The organism is Neoroseomonas terrae, assembly GCF_018129025.1.
Taxonomy (GTDB): Bacteria; Pseudomonadota; Alphaproteobacteria; order Acetobacterales; family Acetobacteraceae; genus Neoroseomonas; species Neoroseomonas terrae.
On the sequence record NZ_JAAEDI010000029.1, the window covers coordinates 23,084 to 48,140 of the forward strand.

Below are 25,057 nucleotides of genomic sequence, written 5' to 3' on the forward strand. Positions count from 1 at the left end.
GGAGGTGAAGCGCGACGAGCGGGCCTTACCGAAGTGTATGGCTGGGACGAAGTGGGCGGGGGAGACGGAGAGGGGCTTTGCCCTTCTCCGCGCCCCATCCGACCAAAGGCCGAAGCGCCTGTGGAAACCAACGTGTGGCGGTGGGCAGAAGGAGGATTCTGCAGGAACGGGGGTCGAACCGGACGCCATCGCAGGGTTTGCTTCCGGGCGCTGTCCTTCACGCGCGTCGATCATCGGCCCATCCGCGCGGTGGCACCAGATTGAGGTGACCAGAGGCCTGTCGGCCTCTTAAGGCTCGGAGAGTGGCGGCGCCGCTCTCCGATCACTCCTCACAACCCGAGCCAGCTCCAGAAGCTGCGGCGTTGCGGCTGCACCACCGGCGTCTCGCCGGATTCGACGTCGCGTCCCAGCGCTGCATTCTCCCGCAGGCGCTGCTGCTCGCGTGCCGGGTCCACGGGCGTGCCCGGCGGCGGCGGGTCGCGCCAGAAGATCAGCCGGTCGGTCAGGGCACGATCGGGCTGGTCGAGCCGCAGACTCTCCTCATCCACCCGGCGGCGGATATTGTCCGGGGCGCTGGGACCGGCGCGCGCGATCAGCGCGGCCTCGCCCACGCTGGGGGCCGCGCCAGGGGCGCGGCGCGGGTCCTGCAGGGCGAGGCTCGGCGACAGCAGCGCCTCGGCCTGCTGGCTGGCCGACCGTTCCTGCGGGCGCGGCGAGCCGGGGCTCGGGCTCGGCAGGGTGGTCATGTTGGGCGGCATGGACAGCGGCGCGCGGGTCGTCACCTGGAACTCATCCGGCGCGTCGCGCACCAGGCCGAGCGTGCGCGCGGTGCTGTCGCCGCAGGCCGGCAGCAGGGCTGCCAGGGCCAGGGCGACGAAAACGGGGGGGAGGCGCTTCCTCATGTCCTCTCCTTAGGCTCGGGCTTGGGCCGGAACAAGGCATCCGCGACCAGAGCGAGAACGCCGCACACGATGGCGGCGTCGGCGATGTTGAATACATACCAGTGCCAGCCCCACGCCGAGGCGTCCACGAAGTCGACGACGGCGCCGAACCGCACCCGGTCGATCACATTCCCGATAGCGCCGCCCACCACGGCGCCGAGCGCGATGGCGGTCGGCCGGTTTTCGGCGCGGGTCATCCAGCGGATGAGGAAGGCCGCGATAGCGGCCGCCAGCAGGGCGAGGGCCAGGTGGTTCCAGCTGCCTTCCCCCGACAGCAGCCCGAAGGTCACGCCGCGGTTCCACACCATGGTGAGGTCGAGTGCGAAGGGACCGGCCTCCAGCAGCGGGATGCGACCGACCTCAGGGAGGCGGGCGACATCCAGGATCCACCATTTGGAGGCCTGATCCGCGATGAGGATGCCGGCGGCGACCGGCAGGCCGAGGCGCAGGCTCATGCGCCGATCGCCTCCACGGCGTCCTCGCAGCGGAGGCAGAGGGTGGGATGGGCGGCGGAGCGGCCGACCTCCGGCAGGACACGCCAGCAGCGGGCGCATTTGGTGCCGGGGGCGGGGGCGAAGCTCGCGACTGGGGCCTCGGCGTCGGCGACGGTGAAGCCCGACGTGATGCAGGTCTCGGCCCAGCCGGCCTCGTCCAACAGCGCGCGATCGGCTTCCGGCGCCGCGAGGCTGGGTGCGGCCTGCAGGCTCGATCCAATGGTGCCTGCGGTGCGGGCCTTCTCCAGCTCGCCTGTCACCAGGCCGCGCAGTTCACGGACGCGCGTCCACTTCGCAGCGAGCGCCTCGTCCTTCCAGCCCTCCGGCACGAAGGGGAAGTCGAGCAGGTGGACGCTGCCCTCCTCGTCCGGGAAGCGGGCGAGCCAAGCTTCCTCGGCGGTGAAGGACAGCACCGGGGCGAGCCACGCACAGAGATGGCGGTGCAGGATGTCGAGCACCGTGCGGGCCGACCGGCGACGCAGGCTGTCGGGTCGGTCGCAGTAGAGCGCGTCCTTGCGGATGTCGAAGTAGAAGGCCGACAGGTCCGTCGCGCAGAAATTGTGGATCTCGGGATAGACGCCGGTCCAGGCGAAGCGGTCGGCGGAGGTCGGGTCCGCCGCCGCGCGGATCTTCGCGTCGAGCTCCGTCACGCGATGCAGCACCCAGCGTTCCAGCTCGGGCAGCTCAGAGTAGGGCACCGTCTCGGCGTCGGTGAAGTTTTCCAGGCTACCGAGCAGCCAGCGCAGCGTGTTGCGGATGCGGCGATAGAGCTCCGCCTGCTGCTTCAGGATCTCCGGCCCGATGCGCAGGTCGAGCGTGGTGTCGGAGTTCATCACCCACAGGCGCAGGATGTCCGCGCCGTACTGCTTCGTCACCTCCTGCGGCGCGGTGACGTTGCCGAGCGACTTCGACATCTTCCGGCCCTGCTCATCGAGCACGAAGCCATGCGTCAGGATGGCCTTGAACGGCGCGACGCCATTGGTGCCGACCGATTCCAGCAGCGAGGAATGGAACCAGCCGCGATGCTGGTCCGAGCCTTCCAGATAGAGGTCGGCCGGGAAGGGCAGGCCGCGCGGCGGCAGGACGAAGGCGTGGGTCGAGCCCGACTCGAACCACACATCCACGATGTCCATGACCTGCTCATAAAGCTTGGGGTCGCGGTCCGGGCCGAGGAAGCGCGCGGCGGCTCCCGGCTTGTACCAGGCGTCGGCGCCCTCGGTCTTGAAGGCTTCGACCACGCGCTCAATGATCGCCAGGTCGCGCAGCGGTTCGCCCGACTGCTTCGACACAAACACCGGGATTGGCACGCCCCAGGCGCGCTGGCGGGAGATGCACCAATCCGGCCGCGCCGCGACCATCGACCCGATGCGGTTGCGACCGGCATCCGGCACGAAATACGTCGCGTCGATTGCGGCCAGCGACTTCGCGCGGATCTCGTTGCCATCATCCATCGCGATGAACCATTGCGGCGTCGCGCGGAAGATCACCGGCTTCTTGGAGCGCCAGGAATGCGGGTAGGAGTGCGTGATCTTGCTGGTCGCCGCCAGCGTGCCGGCTGCGCGCATCGCTTCGTAGATCGCGGTATGCGCCTTGAAGACGTGGATGCCCGCGAAGCCCGGCGCGTGCTGGGTGAAGGTGCCGTCGTCGTTCACGGTCTCCGGGATCGGCAGCCCGTATTGGCGACCGAGGTTGAAGTCGTCCTCGCCGTGGCCCGGCGCGATGTGCACGAAGCCCGTGCCGGCATCGGTCGTGACGAAATCACCCGGCAGCACGCGCACGTCGAAATCATAGCCGTAGCCGCGCAGCGGATGGGCGGCGAGCGCGCCTTCCAGCTCCGCGCCCTTCAGCACGCGCTTGATCGTGTGCGGACCGATACCCGCTTCCTTCTCGAAGGCCGGCAGCAGCGGCAGCGCGACGAGCAGCCGGTCGCCGACCTTGACCAGCGAGGTCTCGGTCACGCCCTCGACATGCAGCAGCGCGTAGTCGATCTCCTCGCCATACGCGACCGCGCGGTTGCCCGGCATGGTCCAGGGCGTCGTGGTCCAGATCACGATGTCCGCGCCGACCAGATCCTCGGCCTTCGCCGACAGGACGCGGAACTTCGCGTGCAGCGTCGGCGAGACATGGTCGTGGTATTCGATCTCGGCCTCGGCGAGCGCGGTCTTCTCGACCGGGCTCCACATCACCGGGCGCAGGCCGCGATACAGCGACCCATTCATCAGGAACTTGCCGATCTCACCGGCGATCGCGGCTTCCGAGGCGAAGTCCATCGTCGCATAGCGATCGGGCCAATCGCCGGCCACGCCCAGGCGCTTGAACTCCTCCCGCTGCACATCCAGCCAGTGCGTCGCGTAGGCGCGGCATTCGGCGCGGAAGTCGAGCACCGGCACCGCATCCTTGTCGCGGCCCTTGGAGCGGTACTCCTCCTCGACCTTCCACTCGATCGGCAGGCCGTGGCAGTCCCAGCCCGGCACGTAGTTGGCGTCATACCCCGCCATCTGCGCCGCGCGGTTGATCACGTCCTTCAGGATCTTGTTCAGCGCGTGCCCGATATGGAGGTTGCCGTTCGCATAGGGCGGGCCGTCATGCAGGACGAAGGTTTCGCGGCCCTTGGACTGGCTGCGGAGCCGTTCCCACAGGCCGAGCTTCGCCCAGCGTTCCAGCATCGCAGGCTCCCGCTTCGGCAGGTCGCCCTTCATCGGAAACGGCGTCTTCGGCAGGAAGACGGTGCTGCGGTAGTCGCGGGCCTCGGCGGGGCTGTCGGTCATGGATGCCTGTCTCGGTGCGCCCGGCGGCGGTCAGTGTCGCGCCAGGCAGCGTGTCGGAGGGAATGCGCGCGCGCTGTAACCCGGCCCCTAGGGAAGGGCCGGGACGGTAATTCGCCGCTGCGCGACCCGGAACATGGCAGGCTTATGGGGAGGCGGCCGGGCGGGCGTCAAGCGGGGGCTGCGGGCGGAGGGGCGCCGCCCCTCCGGACCACCCCGCCAGGTGCTTGGAGCACCTGGACCGCAATCTTTTGGTGCCGGCGCGGCAGTCGCCCGATGCCCCCCAAGCGCGTTCCGGGCGCAAGGGCGGCCCTCGGAAACGATGCTGACTGTTGCGCAAGTCGCCAGAAGGAGGTTTGCAAAGGCCTTTCGGCCTTTGCTGGGGAGGTGTCGGAGGGGCAAAGCCCCTCTGACATTCCGCAACGCCACCAGCCTTCACCGCCGATGCAACGCCACCAGATACCGGCAGGCGCGGCTTGCCGACGGGTTGCGGTAGGCGTGCCCTTTCGGCGCGACCAGGTCGAAGGCTAGGCAGTCGCCCGCAGCCAGGGCCGATTCCCCCGCCCCTTCCTCGATGACGAGGCGCCCGGCCAGGACCCACACGACGTGGCCGCGCATGAAGGCAAGGGAGTCCGCCGTGTAGGCGACGCGGGCGCCGGGCGGCAGCTCGATTTCAACCAGTTCCGGCTCGGCGCCGGGCGGGGAGACGGCGCGGCGACGATAGCCGGTGGCCGGGTCGGTCCAGAGCGGCTGCGCGTCCATGCGGGCGATGCGGGCGGGGCCGGCATCCGCCTCCGCCCGCGCGAGGAGCGTCGAGACCGTCAGGTGGAAGGCCCCGGACAGCCGGCCGAGCAGGGTCGCGGTCGGGCTCGCCTCCGCGCGTTCCACCTTGCTGATCATGGCGCGGGACACGCCGGAGGCGGCGGCGAGATCGGCGATGGACCAGCCGCGCGCCTCCCGCTCGCGCCGGATGCGGGCGGCGATCAGCGTGTCGAGTTGCGGTGCATCCATCATAGTGGACATACGATCATGATAGTGGATACTGGCGCTCATGACCACACCGCCTACGGGTCACAATGGTGGCCCGCCGCTCGACGATGACGAGGACAAGAACGCCAGCTGGCGGTCCTGGATCTGGCACCGGGCGCACAAGAAGGCGTGGAAGACCCCGCCACGGGAAATCGCGTTGCGTCGCCTGGCCCGCGCCGAGGAACTCGGCATGACCTATCGCGAATACACGCTCGAGATCATGGAGCGGGGCAAGTACCTGTGACGATCGCGATCATCGAGGGCGGGCTGGACGATGCCCGGGTGCAGGCGCTGCTGACGACGCATCTGGCGAAGGCGCGGGAAGCGACGGCGGAGGGGTTCGCCTTTGCGCTGGACCTGTCGGGGCTGCGCGTGCCGGCCATCCGCTTCTTCAGCGCGTGGGATGGCGAGACGCTGCTCGGCGTCGGCGCGCTGAAGCGGCTGGCGCCGGACCATGGCGAGCTGAAATCCATGCACACGGCCGAGCCCGCGCGCCGCCGCGGCGTCGGCGCCGCGATGCTGGCGCATGTGATGCAGCAGGCGCGAATTGCCGGCATGACGCGGCTGAGCCTGGAAACCGGCACCAGCGCCTATTTCCAGGCCGCCGTGGCGCTGTATCTGCGCCACGGCTTCACCCCCTGCGAGCCCTTCGGCGACTATGTCGCGAGCGGCGAGAACCGCTTCCTGTCGATTCATACCAACGGGCCGGTCTGCTGACCGGTCCGAGGCCGCGAATGCGGCCCGCCGGTAGTCCGGCGCAAGCCAAGCGGCCGTATGGCCGTGCCCGGCGCCTGAGGGCATGAAAAAACTGATGCGAACGGTCCCGAATAGCGGCCGTTGGCATTAGTTGTAGGTGATGAAGGTCCGCCCATCGGCGCGGTCGTGATTGACGCGCACATGCGGCGGGAAGGGTCCCTCGACCCGGCGGATAAGCGTATGTGCCGTATGGGCATAGACGCAGGACATCCAGATCTCCCCCTGCACCGACGGCAGGCTATACCGCAGGCTGACCTGCGTGCCGCGGCTGCTGGCACCGACCGCCTCGACCGCCTGGGCACTCGCCGGCGGGCCGGCATAGAAGCGGATGTCGATCAGCTGGTGCTGCGACTCGCGTCGCAGGTTCTCCCAGCCCTCGGGCACCCCGCCCTACCAGTCATCCGCAACGGTGACGCGCTCGGGGCAGGTCGGCAGTTCCTCGGCCATCGCCGGCAGGGCGGCTGCAACCGCCAGGCCGGCCAGCAGAAGCCGCCGCATCAGCGCCCGTTCGCCTTGCGCCACGCCTCGTAGATCGGCTTGTTCGCCGGATCGGTCATCGGATACAGCCCGCGGATCGTGTGGCCGTCAGCCACGCGCTCCTGCACGAAATCCTCGAACACCGTCTGCTCGAAGGCCTCGTCCGCGACCTCGTCGGCGATGTTGGCGGGGATGCAGACCACGCCCTCCCCATCGCCCACCATGATGTCGCCCGGATGCACGCCGACGCCGGCGCAGGCGACCGGCACGTTCAGATCCACGCAGTGGTGGTGGATCAGGTTCGTCGGTGCGGACGGCGTCGCGTGATAGGTCGGCCAGTCCAGCTCCGCCATCTCGGGGCTGTCGCGGAAGCCGCCATCGGTGACGGCACCGGCGACACCCCGCGCCTTCAGCCGGGTGATCAGGATGCCGCCGGCGGAAGCCGCCCGCGCATCGCCGCGGCTGTCGATGACGAACACCGCGCCGGGCGGGCATTCCTCGACACCCTTGCGCTGCGGATGCTCGGGGTCCTTGAAGGCATCGAGGACATCGAGGTCCTCGCGCGCCGGAATGGTGCGCAGCGTGTAGGCCGGCCCCACCATGCGCGGCGCATCCATGCTCAGTGGAGACAGCGAGAGGAACACGTTGCGGAAGCCGCGCTTGAACAGCACGGTCGTCAGCGTGGCCGTCGATACCTCGGCGAGCTTCGCCCGCGTCGCTTCCTTCATGGCACCCTCACTGCGCTGCCTTTGAGATGTTCCAGTACACCGGAACCGGCGAGTCGAGGATCCCCTGCAGCCGCGCGGAATACCCTCGCACCAGGGAGAACTGGCCGAGGGGGACGTAGGGCACGGTTTCGGTCGCCCGGCGGTGATAGGCCTGGGCGGCCTCCCCGCGCTGGGAATCGTTTGTCGCGTTGATGAAGGCGTCGCGGATGCGTTCCATCTCCGCATCGCAGGGCCAGCCGGGCAGGGCGGTGCGCTCGCAGGCGGACCGCATCGCGTTGTGCCCGGACGGGTCCATGCCATCGAGGCCCGTCGGCGCCGAGACGAACAGCCCCCAGCCACCCTGGTTGACCGGATTGCGCGACAGGCGCCGCTGGATCAGCGTCGCCCAATCCATTGCCTGCACATCGACATTGATGCCGACCTGCCGCAGCAGGTCTGCCGAGACCAGCGCGAAGGTGTGGCTGATGGTCGAATCCTGCGCGTCCAGCACCACGACCGGCGTGCCGTCATACCCGCTTTCCGCCACCGCGCGCCGCGCGGCGTCGAGGTTCGGCGTCACCCAGCCGATCTCGGTGTGGTAGGGGGACGTGCAGGTGTAGAAGGATCGGCAGTCGCGCCACAGGTTCCGCTCGGTCATGTAGGCCGGCATTGCGTGGGCCGGGTCCACCAGCAGCCGCATCGCCTGGCGCAGCCGCGGATTGTCGAAGGGCGGCACCGCCTGATTCATGCGGAAGATTGCCTGCACGCCCACGCTGTCCTGCGGGCCCAGGCGGAGCGCGCGGTTGCGCTGGACCACCGGGAACAGGTCGGGCGGCAGTTCCTCGAAGATGTCGATCTCGCCGGTGGTCAGCGCGTTCAGCGCCGTCTGCGCATCGGGCAGATAGACCCACTCGACGCGCTCGATCCCCGCGCGCTTGCCGCCGGCGAGGCCGTCCGGCGCCTCGGCCCGCGGCACATAGGCCGCGTTGCGGCGATAGGTGACGCGGTCGCCGACGCGCCAATCCTCCCGCCGCAGGGTGAATGGGCCGGAACCGGTGGGGTCGGTGATCGGCGTCGCGGGCGGGGTGGCCGCCACGCGCGCCGGCATGATGAAGGGCGGCTGGCCCGATGGCTTCGACAGCGCCTGGAGCATCAGTCCGAAGGGTTCGCGCAGCACGATGCGGAAGCTGCGCGCATCGACCGGTTCCATGGCCGTCGCCAGCGCGACCAGCTGCTGTCCGAGCCCGTCCCGCACCGCCCAGCGGCGGAGCGAGGCGATGACGTCCTCGCTGGTGACCGGCGCGCCGTCGTGGAAATTCAGCCCCTCCCGCAGGGTGAAGGTCCAGGTCCTGCCGTCCTCGCTGGTGGTCCAGCGTTCGACCATCTGCGGCCGCACGGCCAAGCGCGAATCCAGCGCGAACAGCGTGTCGTAGACCATGTAGCCATGGTTGCGGGCCATGTATTCGGGACTGATGAAGGGGTCGATCGACCGCAGGTCGCCGAAAGTCTTGATGCGCAGCGCATTCGGGTCGCCACGGCTCTGGGCCTGGGCCGGCGGCGCGGCAACGCCCAACAGAAGCGCCGCGCCAAGCGCGGCCGCGAAGCGGATCATCCGGTTTCTCTCCCCGCCTGTCGGCTTCGGGCCGCGGCGGGTCAACGATCCGATGCGGCGAGGCGCCGGGCAAGCCGAAATCGCGACGACAGCGTTCCGATCGCGATGGAGCCGCAAGCCCCTTGTCATCCGCGCGTCGCCTCTCCACGAAAGACGCGGGCGACCCGGGCAATCCCGACCGGAGAGGCGCGAAGGAAACGATGGATGCCGGTTAAGGGCGCGCAGAAGACGTCACGCAGCTACCTGCTCGCCGTGGAGGACCAGGAATTCCTGCTGCGCGATGAGATGCGCGCCTTCCGCTTCGGCATGGAATACGCCAAGGCCGAGCTGGAACTGCGCGACTGGGGCGTGCGATCGACCGTGGTGGTGTTCGGTTCCGCCCGTATCCCGAGCCCCGAGCGGGCCGAGGCGCTAGCCGCCGCGGCGACGACGGCCGCGGAGAAGCGCGCGGCCAAGCGCGCCGCCGAGCAGTCGCGCTGGTATGAGGATGCGCGGGCCTTCGCCCGCATCGTCTCCCTGCGCGGCGGGGCACTCGCCGCCTCCGGCGCGCCGCGGGACAATGTGATCGCGACGGGCGGCGGGCCGGGCATCATGGAGGCCGCGAACCGCGGCGCGGCGGAGGTCGGTGCGCCGTCGATCGGGTTCAACATCACACTGCCGCACGAACAGGCGCCCAACACCTGGTCCACGCCCGCGCTGACGTTCCGCTTCCACTACTTCGCGATGCGCAAGATGCACCTCGCCATGCGGGCCAACGCTCTCGCGGTCTTCCCCGGCGGCTTCGGCACATTCGACGAGTTGTTCGAATTGCTGACCCTGGTGCAGACCCGCAAGGCCACGCCGCGCCCGGTCGTGCTGGTCGGGCGATCCTTCTGGGAAAAGGCGGTCGATTTCCAGCTGCTGATCGACGAGGGCATGATCGATGCGGACGACCTCGGCCTGTTCGAGATCGTCGACACGCCCGAGGAAGCCTGGGCGAGCCTTGTCCGCCGCGGGCTGGAGGCCCACCGCCCGCCCGCCGCTCCCTTGCCGCCGCCCGCCCCGCCGGTGAAGCCGAAGCGCCAGCCGGCGCGCGAGCGGATGCACACGCCGGCCGAAAAGGAAGCCGCCGCTATGCCGCCGGCAGGCAAGCCGAAGCGAGCAGTGCGAACGCCGCGGCGCGGTGGCTGATGGCATGCTTTCGGGCGGGGTCCATCTCGCCGAAGGTCTCGCCGCCATGCTGCGGCTGGAACATCGGATCGTAGCCGAACCCGTTCCCGCCCCGCGGAGGCCAGACCCACTGCCCTGTCGCGCGCCCCTCGAAGGCCTCGACATGCCCATCCGGCCAGGCGAGGACCAGCGCGCAGGTGAACCAGGCCGTCCGGTCCTCGAATTCCTGCGCCGCGTCCATCACCTTCCGCATGGCGTCTGCATAGTCGCGCGACCCATCGGGCTGCGTCGCCCAATCGGCCGTGCGCACGCCCGGCGCACCATCGAGCGCCGCGACCGAGAAGCCTGAATCATCCGCGAGCGCCGGCAGGCCCGACGCGCGGGCTGCGGCCATCGCCTTGATCGTGGCGTTGCCGGCGAAGCTGTCCTCGGTCTCGTCCGGTTCCGGCAGGTTGAGCTCGCCGGCCGAGACCGTCTCGATGCCATGCGGTGCCAGCAGGGCAGTTACTTCGCGCAGCTTGCCCTTGTTGTGGGTGGCGATGACGATGTGTTCGCCCCGCGTGAGGCTCCGGCGCGTCATGGCTTGAAGGTCGGGGGAGGAGAACCTCCTCCGAACCCCCACCCGTTTTCTGACTCTTGGCGCTGCCCGCCGCTGTCAGTCCCCAACAGACAAAAAAAGGAGGGGGATCGGGGGAGTTCTCTCCCCCGACCTTTCTTTTCAACCACCCTCACAACCCAACCGCCTGCCGCTGCATCGCGAACAGCTCCGCTGTTCCGGCCCGCGCCAGCCCGAGCAGCGCCATCAGCTCGGCGTCGCTGAACGGCGCGCCTTCGGCGGTGCCTTGTACTTCGACGATCCCGCCGGCGCCGGTCAGGACGAAGTTCGCGTCGGCGTCGGCCTTGCTGTCCTCGGCGTAGTCGAGGTCGAGCACGGGCGTGCCTTCCCACACCCCGCAGGACACGGCGGCGACCTGGTCCTTCAGCGGGTTCTTCGTGAGGATGTTCATCTTGCGACAGTGCTCGAAGGCCAGGTGCAGGGCGACCCAGGCGCCGGTGATCGAGGCGCAGCGGGTGCCGCCATCGGCGGTCAGCACGTCGCAGTCGATCAGGACGGACATTTCGCCCATCGCCTTCATGTCGGTGACGGCGCGGAGCGAGCGGCCGATCAGGCGCTGGATTTCCTGGGTGCGGCCGGATTGCTTGCCGCGGGCGGCCTCACGGTCGCCACGGGTGTGGGTGGCGCGGGGCAGCATGCCGTATTCGGCCGTGACCCAGCCCTGGCCCTGGCCGCGCAGGAAGGGCGGGACCTTGCCGTCGACGGAGGCGGTGCAGAGCACTTCGGTCTGGCCCATGCGGATCAGGCAGGACCCTTCGGCGTGGCGGGCGAAGCCGGGTTCGAGGCTGACGGTGCGCAGCGCGCCGGGGGTGCGGCCTGAAGGGCGCATGGGGATATCCAATCGGCAAAGTGGTGGGTGCGGCTCTTCTAGAGCAAGACCGCCCGGGGCGGGAACGGTGCGGGCGGTCAGCCGCCTGCGGCATCCAGCCGGCGCGCTGCTTCTTCGACCGCGGCGGCACGGCGCGCGCGGTTGGCCGCCGCGGCCTCCCGTACGCCGGCGACCAGGGCGGGCGGCGCGACGAAGGGGGTGCCGGCACGGAAAGGCGGTTCGGGGTCGTATTCGATCGCGAGCTGAATCCGTTGTGCCGCCTCCTCCCCGACGAGGTCGGCAGCCACGCGCAGCGCCATGTCGATGCCGGAGGTAACGCCGCCGGCGGTGTAGATCGTGCCGTCCTGCGTCATGCGCGCGTCGCTGACCGTCGCGCCGAAGCGGGGGAGGAGATCGCGGGCCATCCAGTGACTGCCGGCCCGGCGCCCGCGCAGCAGCCCGGCGGCACCAAGCAGAAGGGAGCCGGTGCAGATGCCGAAGACATGCCCTGCCCCCGCGCCCTGGCGCCGGACGAAGTCCACCGTGTCGGCGTCGAGGATCGCGTCGTCGGTGCCCGGCCCGCCGGGCACGGCCAGCAGGTCGTATTGCGGCGCGGCGGCGAAATCGGTGTCGGCATGCAGCACCAAGCCGCGATCGGAGCGCACCGGGCCGCGGGCCTTGGCCACGACCTCGACCCGCCAACCGGGCATGCGGGCCAGCACCTCGAACGGGCCCGTCATGTCGAGCTGGGTGACGCCCGGAAAGACCAGGATGCCGGCGACCGGCTGGCGGGGTGTATCGGACATCTCATTCTCCCTTGGCCGGCGGCCGCAACTGACCGCCGCCGAGCGTCACGATTGACGCCGCGATGGTGCCTCCCTAGCTTTAGTCGACTGTGCAAGGACCTCAACTATTCCGGCCTTGCGAAGCGTGAAAGACGCGATGGGACCGCAGACGAAGCCGCCAGCCGGCCCAGCGGGGTTCTCCGTTCCGGGCCTCGACAACCGCAGCGCGATGATCCTGCGCGAGCTGGTCGAGACTTTTGTCGAGACGGGTGAACCCGTTGGTTCGCGTACGCTGTCGCGGCGCCTCCCGCTCGGCCTTTCCCCGGCCACCATCCGCAATGCCATGGCCGACCTCGAGGATGCCGGGCTGCTCTATGCGCCGCATACCTCGGCCGGACGGCTGCCGACCGAACGCGGGCTGCGGCTGTTCGTGGATGGGCTGCTGGAATTCGGCGCGCTGGGGGAGGAGGAGCGAGGGGCGATCGCCGCCCGCTGTGCCGCCTCCGGCCGGTCGTTGCAGGAGACGCTGGGCGAGGCCGGGCAGATGCTCTCTGGCCTCGCCGGCGCCGCCGGGCTGGTGGTGGCCCCGACCGCCGAGGGCGGCGCGGTGCGGCACATAGAATTCGTCGCGCTCGGGCCGGGCCGCGCACTTGTCGTGCTGGTGCATGACGACGGGCAGGTCGAGAACCGCGTCATCGAGGTGCCGGCCGGCCTGCCGCCGTCGGCGCTGGTGCAGGCATCCAACTACCTGAATGCGCGGCTGACGGGCCGGACGCTCGAGGAAGCGCGCGGGTTGATCGCCGGCGAGGTCGCGGCGAACCGCACCGCGCTCGACGCGTTGACTCAACAGGTGATCGAGGCGGGCCTCGGCACCTGGACCGGCGGGCAGGGCGGGTCGTTGATCATCCGCGGCCAGGCGCGGCTGCTGGAGACCATCGACCAGGCGGCCCGCGTCTCCGAGATCAAGCGGCTGTTCGAACGGCTGGAGCAGCAGGAGACGATGCTGCGGCTGCTGGACCTCGCCCAGCGTGGGGAAGGCGTGCAGATCTTCATCGGCGCCGAGAGCGGGCTGTTCGACAGCGCGGGGCTGTCGATGGTGGTGGCACCCTTCCGCAACGGGCAGGAGAAGATCGTCGGTGCGATCGGGGTGATCGGGCCGACGCGGATCAACTACGGCCGCGTGATCCCGGTGGTGGACTACACCGCCCGCGTCATCGGCCGATTGCTCGGCTGATCAGAACGAGCCGAGCAGGCTCCCCAGCACGATCACCACCACCAGCGCCACCAGCGCACCCACGATCGTCGTCATGACGATGTCGAGGTAGCTGTCCTTGTGGTTCGATCCGCACACCGCGAACAGCGTCACCACCGCGCCGTTATGCGGCAGCGCGTCGAGCGTGCCGGCGCTGATCACCGCGACGCGGTGCATCAGCGCGGGGTCGAGGCCGATCTGCGCTGCCAGCGCCATGTAGGTCGGCCCCAGCGCGTCGAGCGCGATGGTCAGGCCGCCCGAGGCCGACCCCGTCAACGCCGCGAGGATCGTCACCGCCGAGGCGAGCGACACCAGCGGCCCGCCGCCGATGCCGAGCACCCAGTCCCGCACCGCCTCGAAGGCGGGCATGGCGGCCACCACGGCGCCGAAGCCGACCAGGCTCGCCACGCTGAAGATCGGCAGGACAGAGGCGTTGGCGCCGGCATCCATCGTCGCGCGCAGGGATGGCAGGCGCCAGCCGGCGAGCGCCAGCAGCACCGCGATCGCGGCGAGCAGCGCCACCGCGACCGACCACACGCCGGCGACCGCCGACAGGCTGGTGCCGCCCCAGCGGGCCTCGGCGAGGAAGGCCGCGTCGATGCGCGGGAGCACGACCATCGACATCAGCAGGTTGACGGCGACCACGACGATGAGCGGCAGCGCGGCAAGGATGACCGGCAATTCCTTTTCGGTCGCCTGGCTGCGATGCATCTCCGCCGGGTCGAATTCGCGGGCCACCGACGCGCGTTCGCGCACCAGCGGGTCGTCCGCCGCGGCATCGACGGGCGGCGGCGCGCCATCACCGAAGCCTTCGCCGGCGGCGCGTGCGCGCGCCTCCTGCCGCTGCATCCACCACAGGCCGAAGCCGAGCATGATGGCTGAGGCGATCAGTCCGAGACCCGGCGCGGCGAAAGGCGTGGTGCCGAAGAACGGCATCGGTATGGCGTTCGGGATCGCCGGCGTGCCCGGCATCGCCGACATGGTGAAGGTGAAGGCGCCGACGGCGATCGCGCCGGGCATCAGCCGGCGCGGGATGCCGGCCTCGCGGAACAGCGCGGTGGCCATGGGGGCGAGCACGAAGATCGCGACGAAGAGTGACACGCCGCCATACGTCACCGCCGCGCCGGCCAGCGCCACCGACAGGATCGCCCGACGCGGCCCGAGTTTCACGGTCATCCAGCGGGCGATGGTGGCAACGGCGCCGGTATCCTCCATCAGCTTGCCGAACAGCGCACCGAGCAGGAACAGCGGGAAGAATTGCGCGACGAAGCGCGCCGCGCTGTTCATGAAGGTCTCCGTCCAGTGGGCGAGCAGCGGCTCCCCGGCGAAGGCCGCCGCGATCAGCGCCGCCGCGGGCGCGAGCAGCAGTACCGACCAGCCGCGATAGGCAAGCCAGACGAGAAGCGCGAGGCCCGCGAGGATGCCGAGGAGACCCATGGGATCAGTCCGTCTTCATCAGGTATTCGATCGGCAGCGTCGAGCGCTTGCCGAGGGCGGGGCCGTGTTCCGAAAGGAAGGCCTCGGCCGCCGCGCGGCCTTCGTCGCGCAGCAGGCAGAGGAATTCCCATTCCGCATTCAGCTTGGAGGACGCGCCGAGCGTCAGCAGCAGGTCCGACTGCACCAGGTGAACCCGCATCTGCGCCCAGTGCTTCATCTTCTCGTTGCCGGGGTCCGCGACGTCGCGCAGCAGCGCCATCATCTGCAGTTCCTTCAACAGCACGGCGTTGAAGGCGACCTCGTTCAGCCGGTTGAGGATGTCGCGGGCGGATTTCGGAATGCCGGGGCGCTCGACCGGGTTGATGCCGACGATGATCGTGTCGTCGGAACAGCATTCGTTGATCAGCGGCGTCATGGTGGGATTGCCGGAATAGCCGCCATCCCAATAGGCCTGCCCGTCGATCTCCACCGCCTGGAACATGAAGGGCAGGCAGGCGGAGGCCATCAGCGCGGCCGGCGAGACATCGGCATTGCGGAACACCCGCGGGCGGCCGGTGTGCACGTTGGTCGCGGTGATGAACAGCTTGATGGGCGCGGCGTGGAGCGCGTCGAAGTCGATCGTCTCCGCAAGCACGGAGGCAAGCGGGTTGGGCATGCCGAGATCGAGGTCGTAGGGGGAGAACACCCGCGTCGCGAGGTCCATCGCCACATAGGCCGGTGAGTTGTCGAGCGACCAGCGGCCCAGCAGCACGTCGAGCGGGCCGCGCTTCAGCGGGCTGAAGGCGGCGGCCCGGGACACGCGCTTCCAGAATGCCTCGAGCGCGGCGCGCGCCCCCGCCGCGCCACCCTGCATATGGCCATAGGCCATGACAGCGGCATTCATCGCCCCGGCGGAGGTGCCGGAGATCGCCTCGATCGTCAGCCACTCCTCCTCAAGCAGCCGGTCGAGCACACCCCAGGTGAAGGCGCCATGGCTGCCCCCGCCCTGGAGCGCGAGGTCAATCAGGAGGGGTTCGCGCGCAGCGTGTGGCCGGCGCACGGCGCGCGCCCGGGGCGGCTTGGTATCGGACACGGCGGGCGGCTCCCGTGGGATTGTGCGTCGCACAATAGCCAGCCCGGCGGCGCCTCGCACCACCGAACTGGGGGTCGGGCTATGCCGACCGTCCCAACGAGGTGCCGGTCAGGCCGGTATCGGCCGCACGCTGGCGCGCAGCGCGTCCAGTACGGAATCCATCGCCGCCTGGAAACCCGGCCCGTCCAGGTAGCCGTCCATCGCGCCGGTGCGGTCGAGGAAGGTCTTCCACGCCCCGCCCTGCATCCCCTGCCGGAAGCGGTCGTGCAGGGAGGCGGCGATCTCATCCGGCAGACCGGCCGGCGTGCTCAGCCCCTTCATGTTCTCGATCACCACGTCGTAGCCCAGTTCCCGTAGCGTGGGCGCGTCCGGATGGCTCGGGATGCGTTCTGCGGAGGCGACGGCGAGCGCCTTCACCTGCCCGGCCTGGGCGAGGCCCGCCATTTCCTCCGGTGCCAGCACGGCGAGCTCGACCGTGCCGGCCATCAGCGCCTGGAGCGAGGGCGCGCCGCCGGTGAAGGGCACGTTCAGCAGTTCGATCCCCGCCTTCTGCGACAGCAGCACGAAGACAGCGTGATAGATCGACCCGATGCCGGAGGAGGCGTGCGGGATGGTCCCCGGCGCACGCTTGGCCGCCTCGACCACCGAGGCGATGTCGCCGTACCGCCCGCCGGTCTTCGCGACGATCAGCAGCGGCTGGCGCGTCAGGCGGATGATGGCGCGAAAGGAGCGCTTGGGGTCGTAGGGAACCTCCCGGAAGGCAGGCAGGGAGATGCTCTCGCTGCCGCCATTGACCACCATGTTCAGCCCGTCCGGCGCCATGCCGGCCACCTGCTGCGCGGCGATCGCCCCGCCCGCGCCGGGGCGGTTGAGGACGACGAGCGGGGTCGGGAAGAAGCGCGATGCGGATTCCGCGATGGCCCGCGCCGCCAGATCCGCGCCGCCGCCCGGCGCGAAGCCGACAATGAGCTGGATCGGGCGCGAGGGTTCCCAGGCGGCGCGCGCGAGGCGCGGCGCGGCGAGCAGGCCGGCGGTGGCGGCGATCAAGGTGCGGCGAGCGGTCATGGCGTTCTCTCCCAGCCGATTTTCCCGGAAGCCTAGGCGGATCGGCCCGGCGGCGGAAGGGCGCCTCACGCGGCCGCGCGGCGAGACTTGCCGATGTCGCAACGATCGATTAGACGCTGCCTGTCCGCCATTGGCACCATGACCGAGGGTCACGTGACGTTCTTCCGGCACAACCGCCAGCGTGGCCCTGTCCAGGCCCTGCAGATGCGTTTGCAGGGCTGATCAGGGCACGGACCAGGCGTCCTTCTTCCCGATCGGCTCATCCCCGGAACACCCGTTCCGCGCCTGACCCCCTGCGGTCGGCCGGGACCGAGGAAGACGACGCCAGTGTCCCTGATCTCCGTCCAATCGCTCGGCATCACGCTGGGCGGACCCCTTCTGTCCAATCTCAACGTCACCGTCCACAAGGGCGACCGCATCGGCGTGGTCGCGGCCAACGGGCGGGGCAAGTCGACGTTCCTTCGTTGCCTTGCGGGCCTGCTGGACCCCACGGAGGGCCAGTGCCGGTTCGCGCGCCAAGCCCGCGCCAGCCTCATGCTGCAGGACCCTGAGGCCGCTCTGCTGTCGCTCCCGGTGCGGGATGTCGTGCTAGCGGAACTGCCGGCCGAGACCCGCGCCTGGGAAGGCTGGCGCGCCGATGTGGCGCTTGAGGCCATGGCGGTCCGCGCGGCGGCGTGGGACCGCCCCCTCGGCGAGCTCAGCGGCGGGTGGCAGCGGATGGTGCTGCTGGCCCGTGCCTGGCTGACCGAGCCCGAGATCCTGCTGATGGACGAGCCGACCAACCATCTCGACCTGCAGCGGATCGGCCAACTGCAGCGCTGGATGGCCGCGCTGCCGAAGGACACCGCCGTCCTCGTTGCCAGCCACGACCGCGCTTTCCTGGATGCCGTCACCAACCGGACGCTGTTCCTGCGGCGCGATGCCTCGGTGGACTTCGCGCTGCCCTACACGACGGCGCGCGCCAGCCTGGATGAGATGGACGCCGCGACCGGGCGCCGTCATCAGACCGCGCTGCGCGAGGCCGACCGGCTGCGGCGCCAGGCGGCGAAGCTTCACAATATTGGCGTCAACTCAGGTTCCGACCTGCTGACGGTGAAGACCCGCCAGTTGAAGGATCGTGCGGAGCGCATCGAGACCGCGGCGCGCCCGGCCCATCGGGAGATGTCCGCGGGGCGCATCCGCCTGGCGGATGGGGGTACCGACGCCAAGGTGCTGCTGGCGATGAACGAGGTGCGCGTGGCGGCCCCCGGCGGCGTGCCGCTGTTCGCCACGGGCAAGCTATGGGTCCATCCGGGCGACCGCGTCGTGCTGCTGGGCCGCAACGGGGCCGGCAAGTCCCGTCTGCTCGACCTCGTGGCGCGGGTCGTGCGCGGCGAAGCCCGTGAGGGATTTCGCTGCAATCCCTCGGTGGTGCCGGGAATCTGCGACCAGGCGCTGAGCCATCTGCGGCCGGACGAGACGCTGAACCAGACGGTCGAGAAGCGCTTCGGCATGGGGCCGGATCGCCTTCGGGCGCTGCTGGCGGGCGCGGGCTTCCCGCTCGAGCGGCAGTCGCAGCCCGTCTCGGCGCTGTCCAGCGGCCAGCGTGCGCGGCTGGCCATGCTGCTGCTGCGGCTGGAGCAGCCGAACTTCTACCTGCTCGACGAGCCGACGAACCACCTGGACATCGAGGGGCAGGAGGCGCTGGAGGCCGAGCTGACCCGTGGCGAGGCGGCCTGCCTGCTCGTCTCCCACGATCGTCGTTTCGTGCGGAATGTCGGCAACCGCTTCTGGCTCATCGAACGCGGCAGGCTGGTGGAGACCGACACGCCCGATGCGTTCTTCGCCGCCGCGATGGAGGAGCGGCCGCCCATCAGCCATACGCCTCGTCGAGCGCCTGGAATCGCGGCAGATCCACCAGGGTGCTGAACTCGGCGTAGCTCATCATCGCGTCGGCGGCGGCCGGCGTGCCGTCCCGCTTCAGCACGGCGAGCGCATCGGCCATCGCGCGCGCCGCGCTGAACAGCGCGGTGACGGCATAGAGCACGACGGCGAAGCCCATCTGTTCCAGCGCCTGCGCCGTCAGCGCCGTCGTCTCGTTGCCATCGACGATGCTGACGACCTTGGGGCCGGGGACGCGGCGGGCGACGATCTCCACCTCCTCGATGCGCTTGATGCCGTCGACGAAGACGAGATCGACGCCGGCATCCTGGTACATCAGCGCGCGGCGGACGGCCTCGTCGGCGCCGATCGCCGGCATGGCGTCGGTGCGGCCGATCACCAGCGGGCCATTCGCCGGGCGGGAGGCGATGGCGCAGCGCAGCCGGCGGGCGGCCTCATCCGCAGCGATCAGGCGGATGCCGGCGAGCTGGCCGCACCGTTTGGGCGCCACCTGGTCCTCCAGATGCACGGCGGCAACGCCGGCCTGGGCGTATTCCTCCATGGTGCGGGCGATGTTGGCGGGTCCGCCGTATCCGGTGTCGGCATCGGCGATGATCGGGATGGTCACGGCGCGGACCATGTCGCGGGCGTGCGTGGTCATCTCGGTTTGCGTCAGCAGGCCAATGTCGGGGCGCCCGAGCCGTGAGGCCGTGGCGCCGAAGCCGGTCATGTAGATCGCCTCGAAGCCGGCGCGCTCGATCAACCGCGCGGCCAGCGCGTCCGGCGCGCCGGGGGCGGAGATGATGCCGCCCGTGGCGAGGCGGGCGCGAAATCGGTCGGCTGCGGTCATCGGCGTTGTCTCCCTGGGCGGCGAGACTGTGAAGGCGTGAAGGATTCGGCAAGGGCTGGCCCGCCACTCTGCGCCGGTTCCCCGCTGCAGGAGGCAGCCGCGCATGCATTCCTTCCAGACGCTGACCGGCGGCGCGGCGCCGCGCGTGAAGGTCGTGGACATCGGTGCAAACCCGATCGATTCCGAGCCCCCCTATGCCGCCATGCTGCGCGGCGGCGATGCCGAGGTCGTGGGGTTCGAGCCGAACCGGGCGGCGCTGGCCGAGCTGGAGCGGCGCAGGGGCCCGCTCGAACGGTACTTTCCCCATGCGGTCGGCGATGGCGCGCGGCATGTGCTGCACATCTGCCAGGCGCCAGGGATGACCTCCCTGCTGGAACCGGACCCGGCGGTGTTGTCCCTGTTCCATGGTTTCCCCGATTGGGGGTGCGTGCTGGCGACCGAGGCGGTGGACACGGTCCGGCTGGATGATGTGGCGGAGACAGCAGGCGCGGACCTGCTGAAGCTGGACATCCAGGGCGCCGAGCTGATGGTGCTGCGCCACGCCGAAGCTCGGCTGCGCGACGCCGTGGTGATCCAGGCGGAGGTCGAGTTCCTGCCGCTGTATCGCGGACAGCCACTGTTCAGCGAGATGGAGATTTTCCTGCGCGCCCGCGGCTTCGTCCTGCATCGCTTCTTCCCGACGGTGAGCCGCGTGGTGCAGCCGATGATGGTGAACGGCGATCCCTATGCCGGGCTTGGACAGCTCGTCTGGGCTGACGCGGTGTTCATCCGCGACCTGACGCGGATCGGCGCCTTGTCGGAGCGGCAGCTACTGGCGATGGCGGCGATCCTGCACGACGCCTACGCCGCTTACGATATCGTCTTCCGGCTGCTGGAGGAGCACGATCGCCGCACCGGCGGGTCGCGTGCCGATGCCTATCTTGCGGGCCTCCAGGCCGCGCCGGCGCAAGCCGCCTGACGGAGAGATGCGATGACCCTGACCGCCGAGCCGTCGACGGCGCTGCGCACCGTCCTGCATGTCGGCTGCGGACTGGCCGATCCGGACAAGCTGCCGCCCGCCTTCTTCACGCCGGGCGCCTGGCAGGAGGTGAGACTCGACATCGATCCCGGCGTCGCGCCCGACATCGTCGCATCCATCACCGACATGGGGATGGTGAACGAGGCGAGCGTCGATGCCGTGTGGTCGGCGCACAACCTCGAGCATCTGTTCGCGCACGAGGTGCCGCTGGCGCTGGCGGAGTTCCGCCGCGTGTTGCGCCCAGGCGGCTTCGCGCTGGTGACGATGCCCGACCTGCAACGGGCGGCGGCGCTGGTGGCGCAGGACCGGCTCGAGGAGCCGGCCTATGTCTCTCCGGCCGGTGCGATCGCGCCGCTGGACATGCTGTTCGGCCATGGGGCAGCGATCGCGGCGGGGAACCACTTCATGGCACATCGCACCGGCTTCACCGCCCGCACGCTTGAGGCTGCGCTGCGCCGCGCCGGCTTCGCGACGGTTCGGGTGGTGCGCGACGAGGCCTTCGCCCTGTGGGGCACGGCCTTCGTCGCGCCGGCGGGTTAGACCCGGTGCCGGCCAGGTGAAGCACCTGACCGGGTGACGATACGCGATGCGGTGGTTCTAGGGGCGCAGGCAGATCGACCGGTAGACCGCTTCCATCCGCGCCGCGAAGGCTGCTGTGTCGCCGAGGCTCCGCGTCCAGGCATCGCCGGCGAGCTCGCACCGCGCCGCAGCGCGCGCAACAGGGTCCTTCGCGAGCGCGATCGCCTTTCCGACATAGTCGTGCAGATTGCTCGTGATGCCACCGGTCGCGCCAACGGCTGTCATCAGGCTCGAGGCCATCCGCGACGCAAAGGAACGGCCAGTGCAGGTGATGATCGGCAGCCCCATGCGAAGCGCGTCGGACGCCACGGTGCCCGCATTGTAGGGGAAGGTATCGAGGAACAGATCCGCAAGACCGAGCCGCGCCAGATAGCGTTCCGGCTCGCAGCGGGAAGCAAAGATCAGGCGGTCGGGCGTCACCCCCGATTTGCCCGCGAGATCGCGAAGATTGGCGATGCCGGTCGCGTTGTCCTCGGTGAGCCATAGCGCGCTGTCCGGCACGGTGCGCAGGATCGAGAGCCATGCGGTGAAGATCCGGGGCGTGATCTTGTAGAAGTTATTGAAGCAGCAGAAGACCACGGCCTGCTGCGGCAGGCCCTCGGACTCGCGCGTCACGACGGGCAGGATCGGCGGCCGGGCGTCGTTCGCCTGGTAGCAGCCTTTGATCGGGAGCGGCCGCGGCAGGTAGTATTCCGCCTGATCGGGGGGTACCACGACGTCGTCGCAGATCATCCAGTCGAGTTCCGGCAGGGGCACGGGCCCGACATAGCCGAGATAGGTCGCCTGGACCGGCGCGGGCTTCCAGCGTAGCGCCCCGAGCCGCGCCCCGGCGGTCAGCCCGTTCAGATCGATGAGGATGTCGATCTCGTCGGCCCGGATGCGGCGCGCGGCCTCCTCCTCCGACAGATGTCCGATAGGGATGTGATGGTCGAGCGCGCCTAGGATGCGCCGGCGCAGCTCGCTGCCGTCCTCTTGAGTGGAGCAGTAGCCGAACACCTCGAACTGCGTCCGGTCGTGCCGCTCCAGCAGCTCCACGATCAGGAAGCCCATCGCGTGACGGCAGAAATCCGAGGACAGGTAGCCGACCCTGATGCGATCATGGGTGTAGCCGTGCGTCGGTGACAGCCGCTGCGGCGCGGCAGGAACCTTGCGGGCCATCCACGCCTCCCCGATGCGTCGCTGCATCGCGGGACTGTCCGTGAGCGCCAGCGCGCCGAGCGGACCAGTCTGGAGGGACATCTCCCTTTCGCTCAGGCCGGGCAGTCCATCGCCGAGTTCCGGCCATATACAGCCCTTCTGACGCAGATGCACCCAGTGCTGTACGACGTCGGGTTGCTGCGGGTCGGTCAGCAGACTCGCGCGGAGGGCGTGTTCCGCTTCCGCATAGCGCTTGCCTGCTTCCAGAAGCCGGCCGCGTTGGTTCAGCAGTGCGATCCGCGCCGCATCGGGTTGCAGCGCCGCGCCCCACAACGCCAGCGCATCATCGATCCGGCCGTCCGTTTCCAGCGCCAACCCGAGATTGACCGATGCCTGATGCAGATCGGGCTTCAACGCGAGTGCCTGCCGATAGGCGGCCATCGCGCCCGCGCGATCGCCGGCACCGCCCAGCATTGCCCCGACGTTGAACCATGCCGCGAAGCGCTGTGGCGAGGTTGGATTTGCCGCCAGCCAGGCGCGATAGGCGGCGATGGCGCTCGCGGCCGGCATCGCCTCCAGCCCCGGCATCAGCATCTCCAGCGGCAGGCCGATGAAGCTCGTCGGTGTGCCGGCGTCGAGCGGCGCCATGCTCAGCGAGCCCCGATGAGACGCGTATCGGATGGCAGGGCGGCGTAGGCGTCCCGCCGCGCCACCGCTGCCCGCCATCGTGCGTCGTAGTGCGGTAGGAAGGATGTCTCGACGGCGCTGTGATCCATGTCCGAACCGAGCTCCAGATAGGTGTCGAGGTTCGTGAGATCGGGCCGCGGCAGTCGGCCGGCGGCCATGTCGTTCCACATGACGCGGAACAGCGCCTCGAGCTCCCGCACCAGGCGTGGCGTGTCGAACAGCAGGGCGGTGCCGCGGCCGGCAAGCAGCCGGTCGCGCAGCGGCGTCAGCGCCGTGCGGTCGCGGCCGAAGGCGATGGCGCGCGCCACGTATTGCTCTGCCGAGGAGCAGACGCACTCCGGCAGCCCCGCTGCCTGCACCAGGCTGGCGCATACGCGCGCCGCGAAGCCGCGTCCCGGCACCGTCAGCACCGGCACCGCCATCCACAACGCGTCGGAGGCCGTGGTATGCGCGCCGTAGGGCAGCGTATCCAGGAATAGGTCGGCCAAGGGATACCGTGCGAGATGGTCGTGCGCCGCGGCGATCGGTGCGAAGATCAGCCGCTCGGGCAGGATCCCGTGCTCGGCCGCGCGGGCGCGCAGCCGATCCTCGACCTCCTCGCAGGATTTCAGGAGCCACAGCACACTGCCCGGCACGCCGTGCAGGATGGCCATCCATCGTGCGAAGACGAAGGGCGTGATCTTCTGCGTGCCGTTGAAGGAGCAGAATACGGCCGCGTCCTCCGGCAATCCATGCGCGGCGCGGCTGGTCTCCGCGCGGGTCGGCCGCTGCCGGTCATTCGGCTGGTAGCAAGGCAGGCGCAGCACCCGTTCCGAGTAAAAGCCCTCGCTGCCCTCGGGAACGATGTGCGGGTCGGCGATGATGTAGTGGTGGCAGGCGCTGCCCATGCTGCCGGGATAGCCGAGCCAGTTGACGATCACCGGTGCCGGGCGGCGCGCCAGCAGCCGCGTTCGTGCCCCGCGCGTATGTCCGTTCACGTCCACCAGGATGTCGATGCCATCGGCCAGGATCGCCGCCTCGGCAGCGGCATCATCCATCGCGGCGATATCGCGCCAATGCTCGACGCTTGCGCGGATGCGGGCCTTCGTCGCGTCCTCCTGCGCGATGCCGCAGTAGAAGATGAAGACCTCGACGGCTTCCCGGTCGTGCAGCCCGAACATCTCGGCCATCAGCGAACCGATGGCGTGCTCGCGCAGGTCGGACGACAGGTACCCGACCCGCAGCCGCCGTCCCGGCGCCTGGTCCCGCCGCCCGACGAAGTCGGCCGTGGTGCGGAATGTCGCTGGCGGCCCGACATCCTCGCGCATATGTGCCGCGGCGACCGCGAGCTGCATCCACGGGTCGTCCGACAGGCAGGCCATGGACAGGGGCGCCAGCCGCAGCAGCAGGGCCGCGCCGTCATGCCCGGCGAGCGGTGCCAGCAGCGGCCACTGGCATTGTCGCTGCCGCAGGCTGATCCAATGCTGCACGACATCGCGCTGCCAGGGCGTCAGCTCCGCGACCTGTCGCAGGGCGTCCTCGGCGGCCGCGAGATGCCGTCCGCCTTCCAGCACTTGAGCCATCTGCTTCAGCGCCGCCGCGCGATAGGCGATGGCCTCCCCCGTCACGCCCGCCAGGCTTGCGGAGACATGGGCCCAATGACCATAGGCCTGCGCCTTCGCCCCCAGCCTTTCACATGCCGCGCCGAGGTTGATGTAGGGCGGCAGGAAATCCGGCTTGTGGCGGATGGCGGTGGTGAAGGCTTCGACAGCACCATGCAACTCGCCGGCATCGGCCAGCAGCACGCCTCGGTTGAACTCCACTGCATGCAACAGCGGATCGTCCGGGTTCAGCGCCGCCCAGTCGCGGTACAGCTCCGCCGCCAGCGCTGCCTGCCCTGTGGCGGCCAACGCCTGCGCGTTCCCTACCAGCTCGGCGATGCCCATTCTGGTCATGCCGCCGTCTCCTCAATGTCTGCGGGG

The 25,057-nt window shown here is 69.9% G+C and carries 23 protein-coding genes; 7 read left to right on the forward strand and 16 right to left on the reverse strand.

Annotated elements, in window-relative coordinates; translation table 11 throughout:
- Positions 1–329: 329 nt before the first annotated feature.
- The 4 genes from GXW78_RS22720 to GXW78_RS22735 form a co-directional block, all read right to left on the reverse strand.
- On the reverse strand, positions 330–902 hold the full coding sequence (locus GXW78_RS22720) for a DUF3035 domain-containing protein (protein WP_211871192.1): 573 nt from the start codon (positions 900–902) through the stop codon (positions 330–332).
- Positions 899–1,396, reverse strand: coding sequence for a signal peptidase II (gene lspA, locus GXW78_RS22725; RefSeq protein WP_211871193.1), 498 nt, complete (start codon positions 1,394–1,396; stop codon positions 899–901). The genes GXW78_RS22720 and lspA overlap by 4 nt, the downstream gene beginning before the upstream one ends.
- Positions 1,393–4,203, reverse strand: coding sequence for an isoleucine--tRNA ligase (gene ileS / locus GXW78_RS22730; RefSeq protein ID WP_211871194.1), 2,811 nt, complete (start codon positions 4,201–4,203; stop codon positions 1,393–1,395). The genes lspA and ileS overlap by 4 nt, the downstream gene beginning before the upstream one ends.
- 432 nt (positions 4,204–4,635) lie before the next feature.
- Entirely contained in the window at positions 4,636–5,253 is a 618-nt protein-coding gene (locus GXW78_RS22735) for a helix-turn-helix domain-containing protein (protein WP_246522547.1), read from the reverse strand.
- Between GXW78_RS22735 and GXW78_RS22740 the strand changes: the two genes are divergently transcribed.
- The gene (locus GXW78_RS22740) at positions 5,252–5,473 is read left to right on the forward strand and encodes a hypothetical protein (RefSeq protein ID WP_211871195.1); all 222 of its coding nucleotides are present in this window, start codon (positions 5,252–5,254) and stop codon (positions 5,471–5,473) included. The genes GXW78_RS22735 and GXW78_RS22740 overlap by 2 nt on opposite strands.
- A complete protein-coding gene (locus GXW78_RS28120; protein WP_211871196.1) occupies positions 5,470–5,946 on the forward strand; it encodes a GNAT family N-acetyltransferase in 477 nt (158 codons plus the stop codon). The genes GXW78_RS22740 and GXW78_RS28120 overlap by 4 nt, the downstream gene beginning before the upstream one ends.
- A 126-nt stretch (positions 5,947–6,072) precedes the next feature.
- On the opposite strand, the gene GXW78_RS22750 is transcribed toward GXW78_RS28120, so the two are convergent.
- The 3 genes from GXW78_RS22750 to GXW78_RS22760 all read right to left on the reverse strand — a co-directional run bounded on the left by GXW78_RS22750 (position 6,073) and on the right by GXW78_RS22760 (position 8,781).
- Positions 6,073–6,369 carry an STY0301 family protein gene (locus GXW78_RS22750; protein ID WP_211871197.1) on the reverse strand — a complete coding sequence of 99 codons (297 nt, stop codon included), beginning with the start codon at positions 6,367–6,369 and terminating at the stop codon, positions 6,073–6,075.
- Positions 6,370–6,482: 113 nt separating this feature from the next.
- On the reverse strand, positions 6,483–7,190 hold the full coding sequence (locus GXW78_RS22755) for a ribonuclease activity regulator RraA (protein ID WP_211871198.1): 708 nt from the start codon (positions 7,188–7,190) through the stop codon (positions 6,483–6,485).
- Positions 7,191–7,197: 7 nt separating this feature from the next.
- Positions 7,198–8,781, reverse strand: a complete 1,584-nt coding sequence (locus GXW78_RS22760; RefSeq protein ID WP_211871199.1) for an ABC transporter substrate-binding protein — start codon at positions 8,779–8,781, stop codon at positions 7,198–7,200.
- Positions 8,782–8,985: 204 nt separating this feature from the next.
- Here GXW78_RS22760 and GXW78_RS22765 point away from each other — a divergent pair, with 204 nt between their 5' ends.
- Positions 8,986–9,951, forward strand: a complete 966-nt coding sequence (locus GXW78_RS22765; RefSeq protein ID WP_211871200.1) for an LOG family protein — start codon at positions 8,986–8,988, stop codon at positions 9,949–9,951.
- On the opposite strand, the gene rdgB is transcribed toward GXW78_RS22765, so the two are convergent.
- The 3 genes from rdgB to GXW78_RS22780 form a co-directional block, all read right to left on the reverse strand.
- Positions 9,893–10,510 (reverse strand): RdgB/HAM1 family non-canonical purine NTP pyrophosphatase, encoded by a 618-nt coding sequence (gene rdgB / locus GXW78_RS22770; protein ID WP_211871201.1) that lies wholly within the window; start codon positions 10,508–10,510, stop codon positions 9,893–9,895. The two genes, GXW78_RS22765 and rdgB, sit on opposite strands and share 59 nt — an antisense overlap.
- Before the next feature lie 148 nt (positions 10,511–10,658).
- A complete protein-coding gene (gene rph, locus GXW78_RS22775) occupies positions 10,659–11,375 on the reverse strand; it encodes a ribonuclease PH (protein ID WP_211871202.1) in 717 nt (238 codons plus the stop codon).
- A gap of 77 nt (positions 11,376–11,452) precedes the next feature.
- On the reverse strand, positions 11,453–12,160 hold the full coding sequence (locus GXW78_RS22780) for a DJ-1/PfpI family protein (protein WP_211871203.1): 708 nt from the start codon (positions 12,158–12,160) through the stop codon (positions 11,453–11,455).
- 136 nt (positions 12,161–12,296) lie between these two features.
- Between GXW78_RS22780 and hrcA the strand changes: the two genes are divergently transcribed.
- Positions 12,297–13,373: a heat-inducible transcriptional repressor HrcA gene (gene hrcA, locus GXW78_RS22785; protein ID WP_211871204.1), complete on the forward strand. Its 1,077-nt coding sequence runs from the start codon at positions 12,297–12,299 to the stop codon at positions 13,371–13,373.
- Here hrcA and GXW78_RS22790 read toward each other — a convergent pair whose 3' ends face one another.
- From GXW78_RS22790 to GXW78_RS22800, 3 genes are all read right to left on the reverse strand, one after another.
- Complete coding sequence (locus GXW78_RS22790; protein WP_211871205.1) at positions 13,374–14,828, reverse strand: GntP family permease; 1,455 nt, start codon at positions 14,826–14,828, stop codon at positions 13,374–13,376.
- A 4-nt stretch (positions 14,829–14,832) separates the two neighbouring features.
- Entirely contained in the window at positions 14,833–15,900 is a 1,068-nt protein-coding gene (locus GXW78_RS22795; protein WP_338147821.1) for a patatin-like phospholipase family protein, read from the reverse strand.
- Positions 15,901–16,008: 108 nt separating this feature from the next.
- Positions 16,009–16,965, reverse strand: a complete 957-nt coding sequence (locus GXW78_RS22800; RefSeq protein WP_211871206.1) for a tripartite tricarboxylate transporter substrate binding protein — start codon at positions 16,963–16,965, stop codon at positions 16,009–16,011.
- A 327-nt stretch (positions 16,966–17,292) separates the two neighbouring features.
- Between GXW78_RS22800 and GXW78_RS22805 the strand changes: the two genes are divergently transcribed.
- Positions 17,293–18,873, forward strand: coding sequence for an ABC-F family ATP-binding cassette domain-containing protein (locus GXW78_RS22805; RefSeq protein ID WP_211871207.1), 1,581 nt, complete (start codon positions 17,293–17,295; stop codon positions 18,871–18,873).
- Here GXW78_RS22805 and GXW78_RS22810 read toward each other — a convergent pair.
- On the reverse strand, positions 18,818–19,675 hold the full coding sequence (locus GXW78_RS22810) for an isocitrate lyase/PEP mutase family protein (protein ID WP_211871208.1): 858 nt from the start codon (positions 19,673–19,675) through the stop codon (positions 18,818–18,820). The two genes, GXW78_RS22805 and GXW78_RS22810, sit on opposite strands and share 56 nt — an antisense overlap.
- A 103-nt stretch (positions 19,676–19,778) precedes the next feature.
- On the opposite strand from GXW78_RS22810, the gene GXW78_RS22815 reads away from it, so the two are divergent.
- On the forward strand, positions 19,779–20,633 hold the full coding sequence (locus GXW78_RS22815; protein WP_211871209.1) for an FkbM family methyltransferase: 855 nt from the start codon (positions 19,779–19,781) through the stop codon (positions 20,631–20,633).
- A gap of 12 nt (positions 20,634–20,645) precedes the next feature.
- Positions 20,646–21,233, forward strand: coding sequence for a class I SAM-dependent methyltransferase (locus tag GXW78_RS22820; protein WP_211871210.1), 588 nt, complete (start codon positions 20,646–20,648; stop codon positions 21,231–21,233).
- Between the two features lie 57 nt (positions 21,234–21,290).
- On the opposite strand, the gene GXW78_RS22825 is transcribed toward GXW78_RS22820, so the two are convergent.
- Both GXW78_RS22825 and GXW78_RS22830 read right to left on the reverse strand, forming a co-directional pair.
- A complete protein-coding gene (locus GXW78_RS22825; RefSeq protein ID WP_211871211.1) occupies positions 21,291–23,057 on the reverse strand; it encodes an O-linked N-acetylglucosamine transferase, SPINDLY family protein in 1,767 nt (588 codons plus the stop codon).
- Between the two features lie 2 nt (positions 23,058–23,059).
- Positions 23,060–25,030 carry an O-linked N-acetylglucosamine transferase, SPINDLY family protein gene (locus tag GXW78_RS22830; protein ID WP_211871212.1) on the reverse strand — a complete coding sequence of 657 codons (1,971 nt, stop codon included), beginning with the start codon at positions 25,028–25,030 and terminating at the stop codon, positions 23,060–23,062.
- Positions 25,031–25,057: the final 27 nt, after the last annotated feature.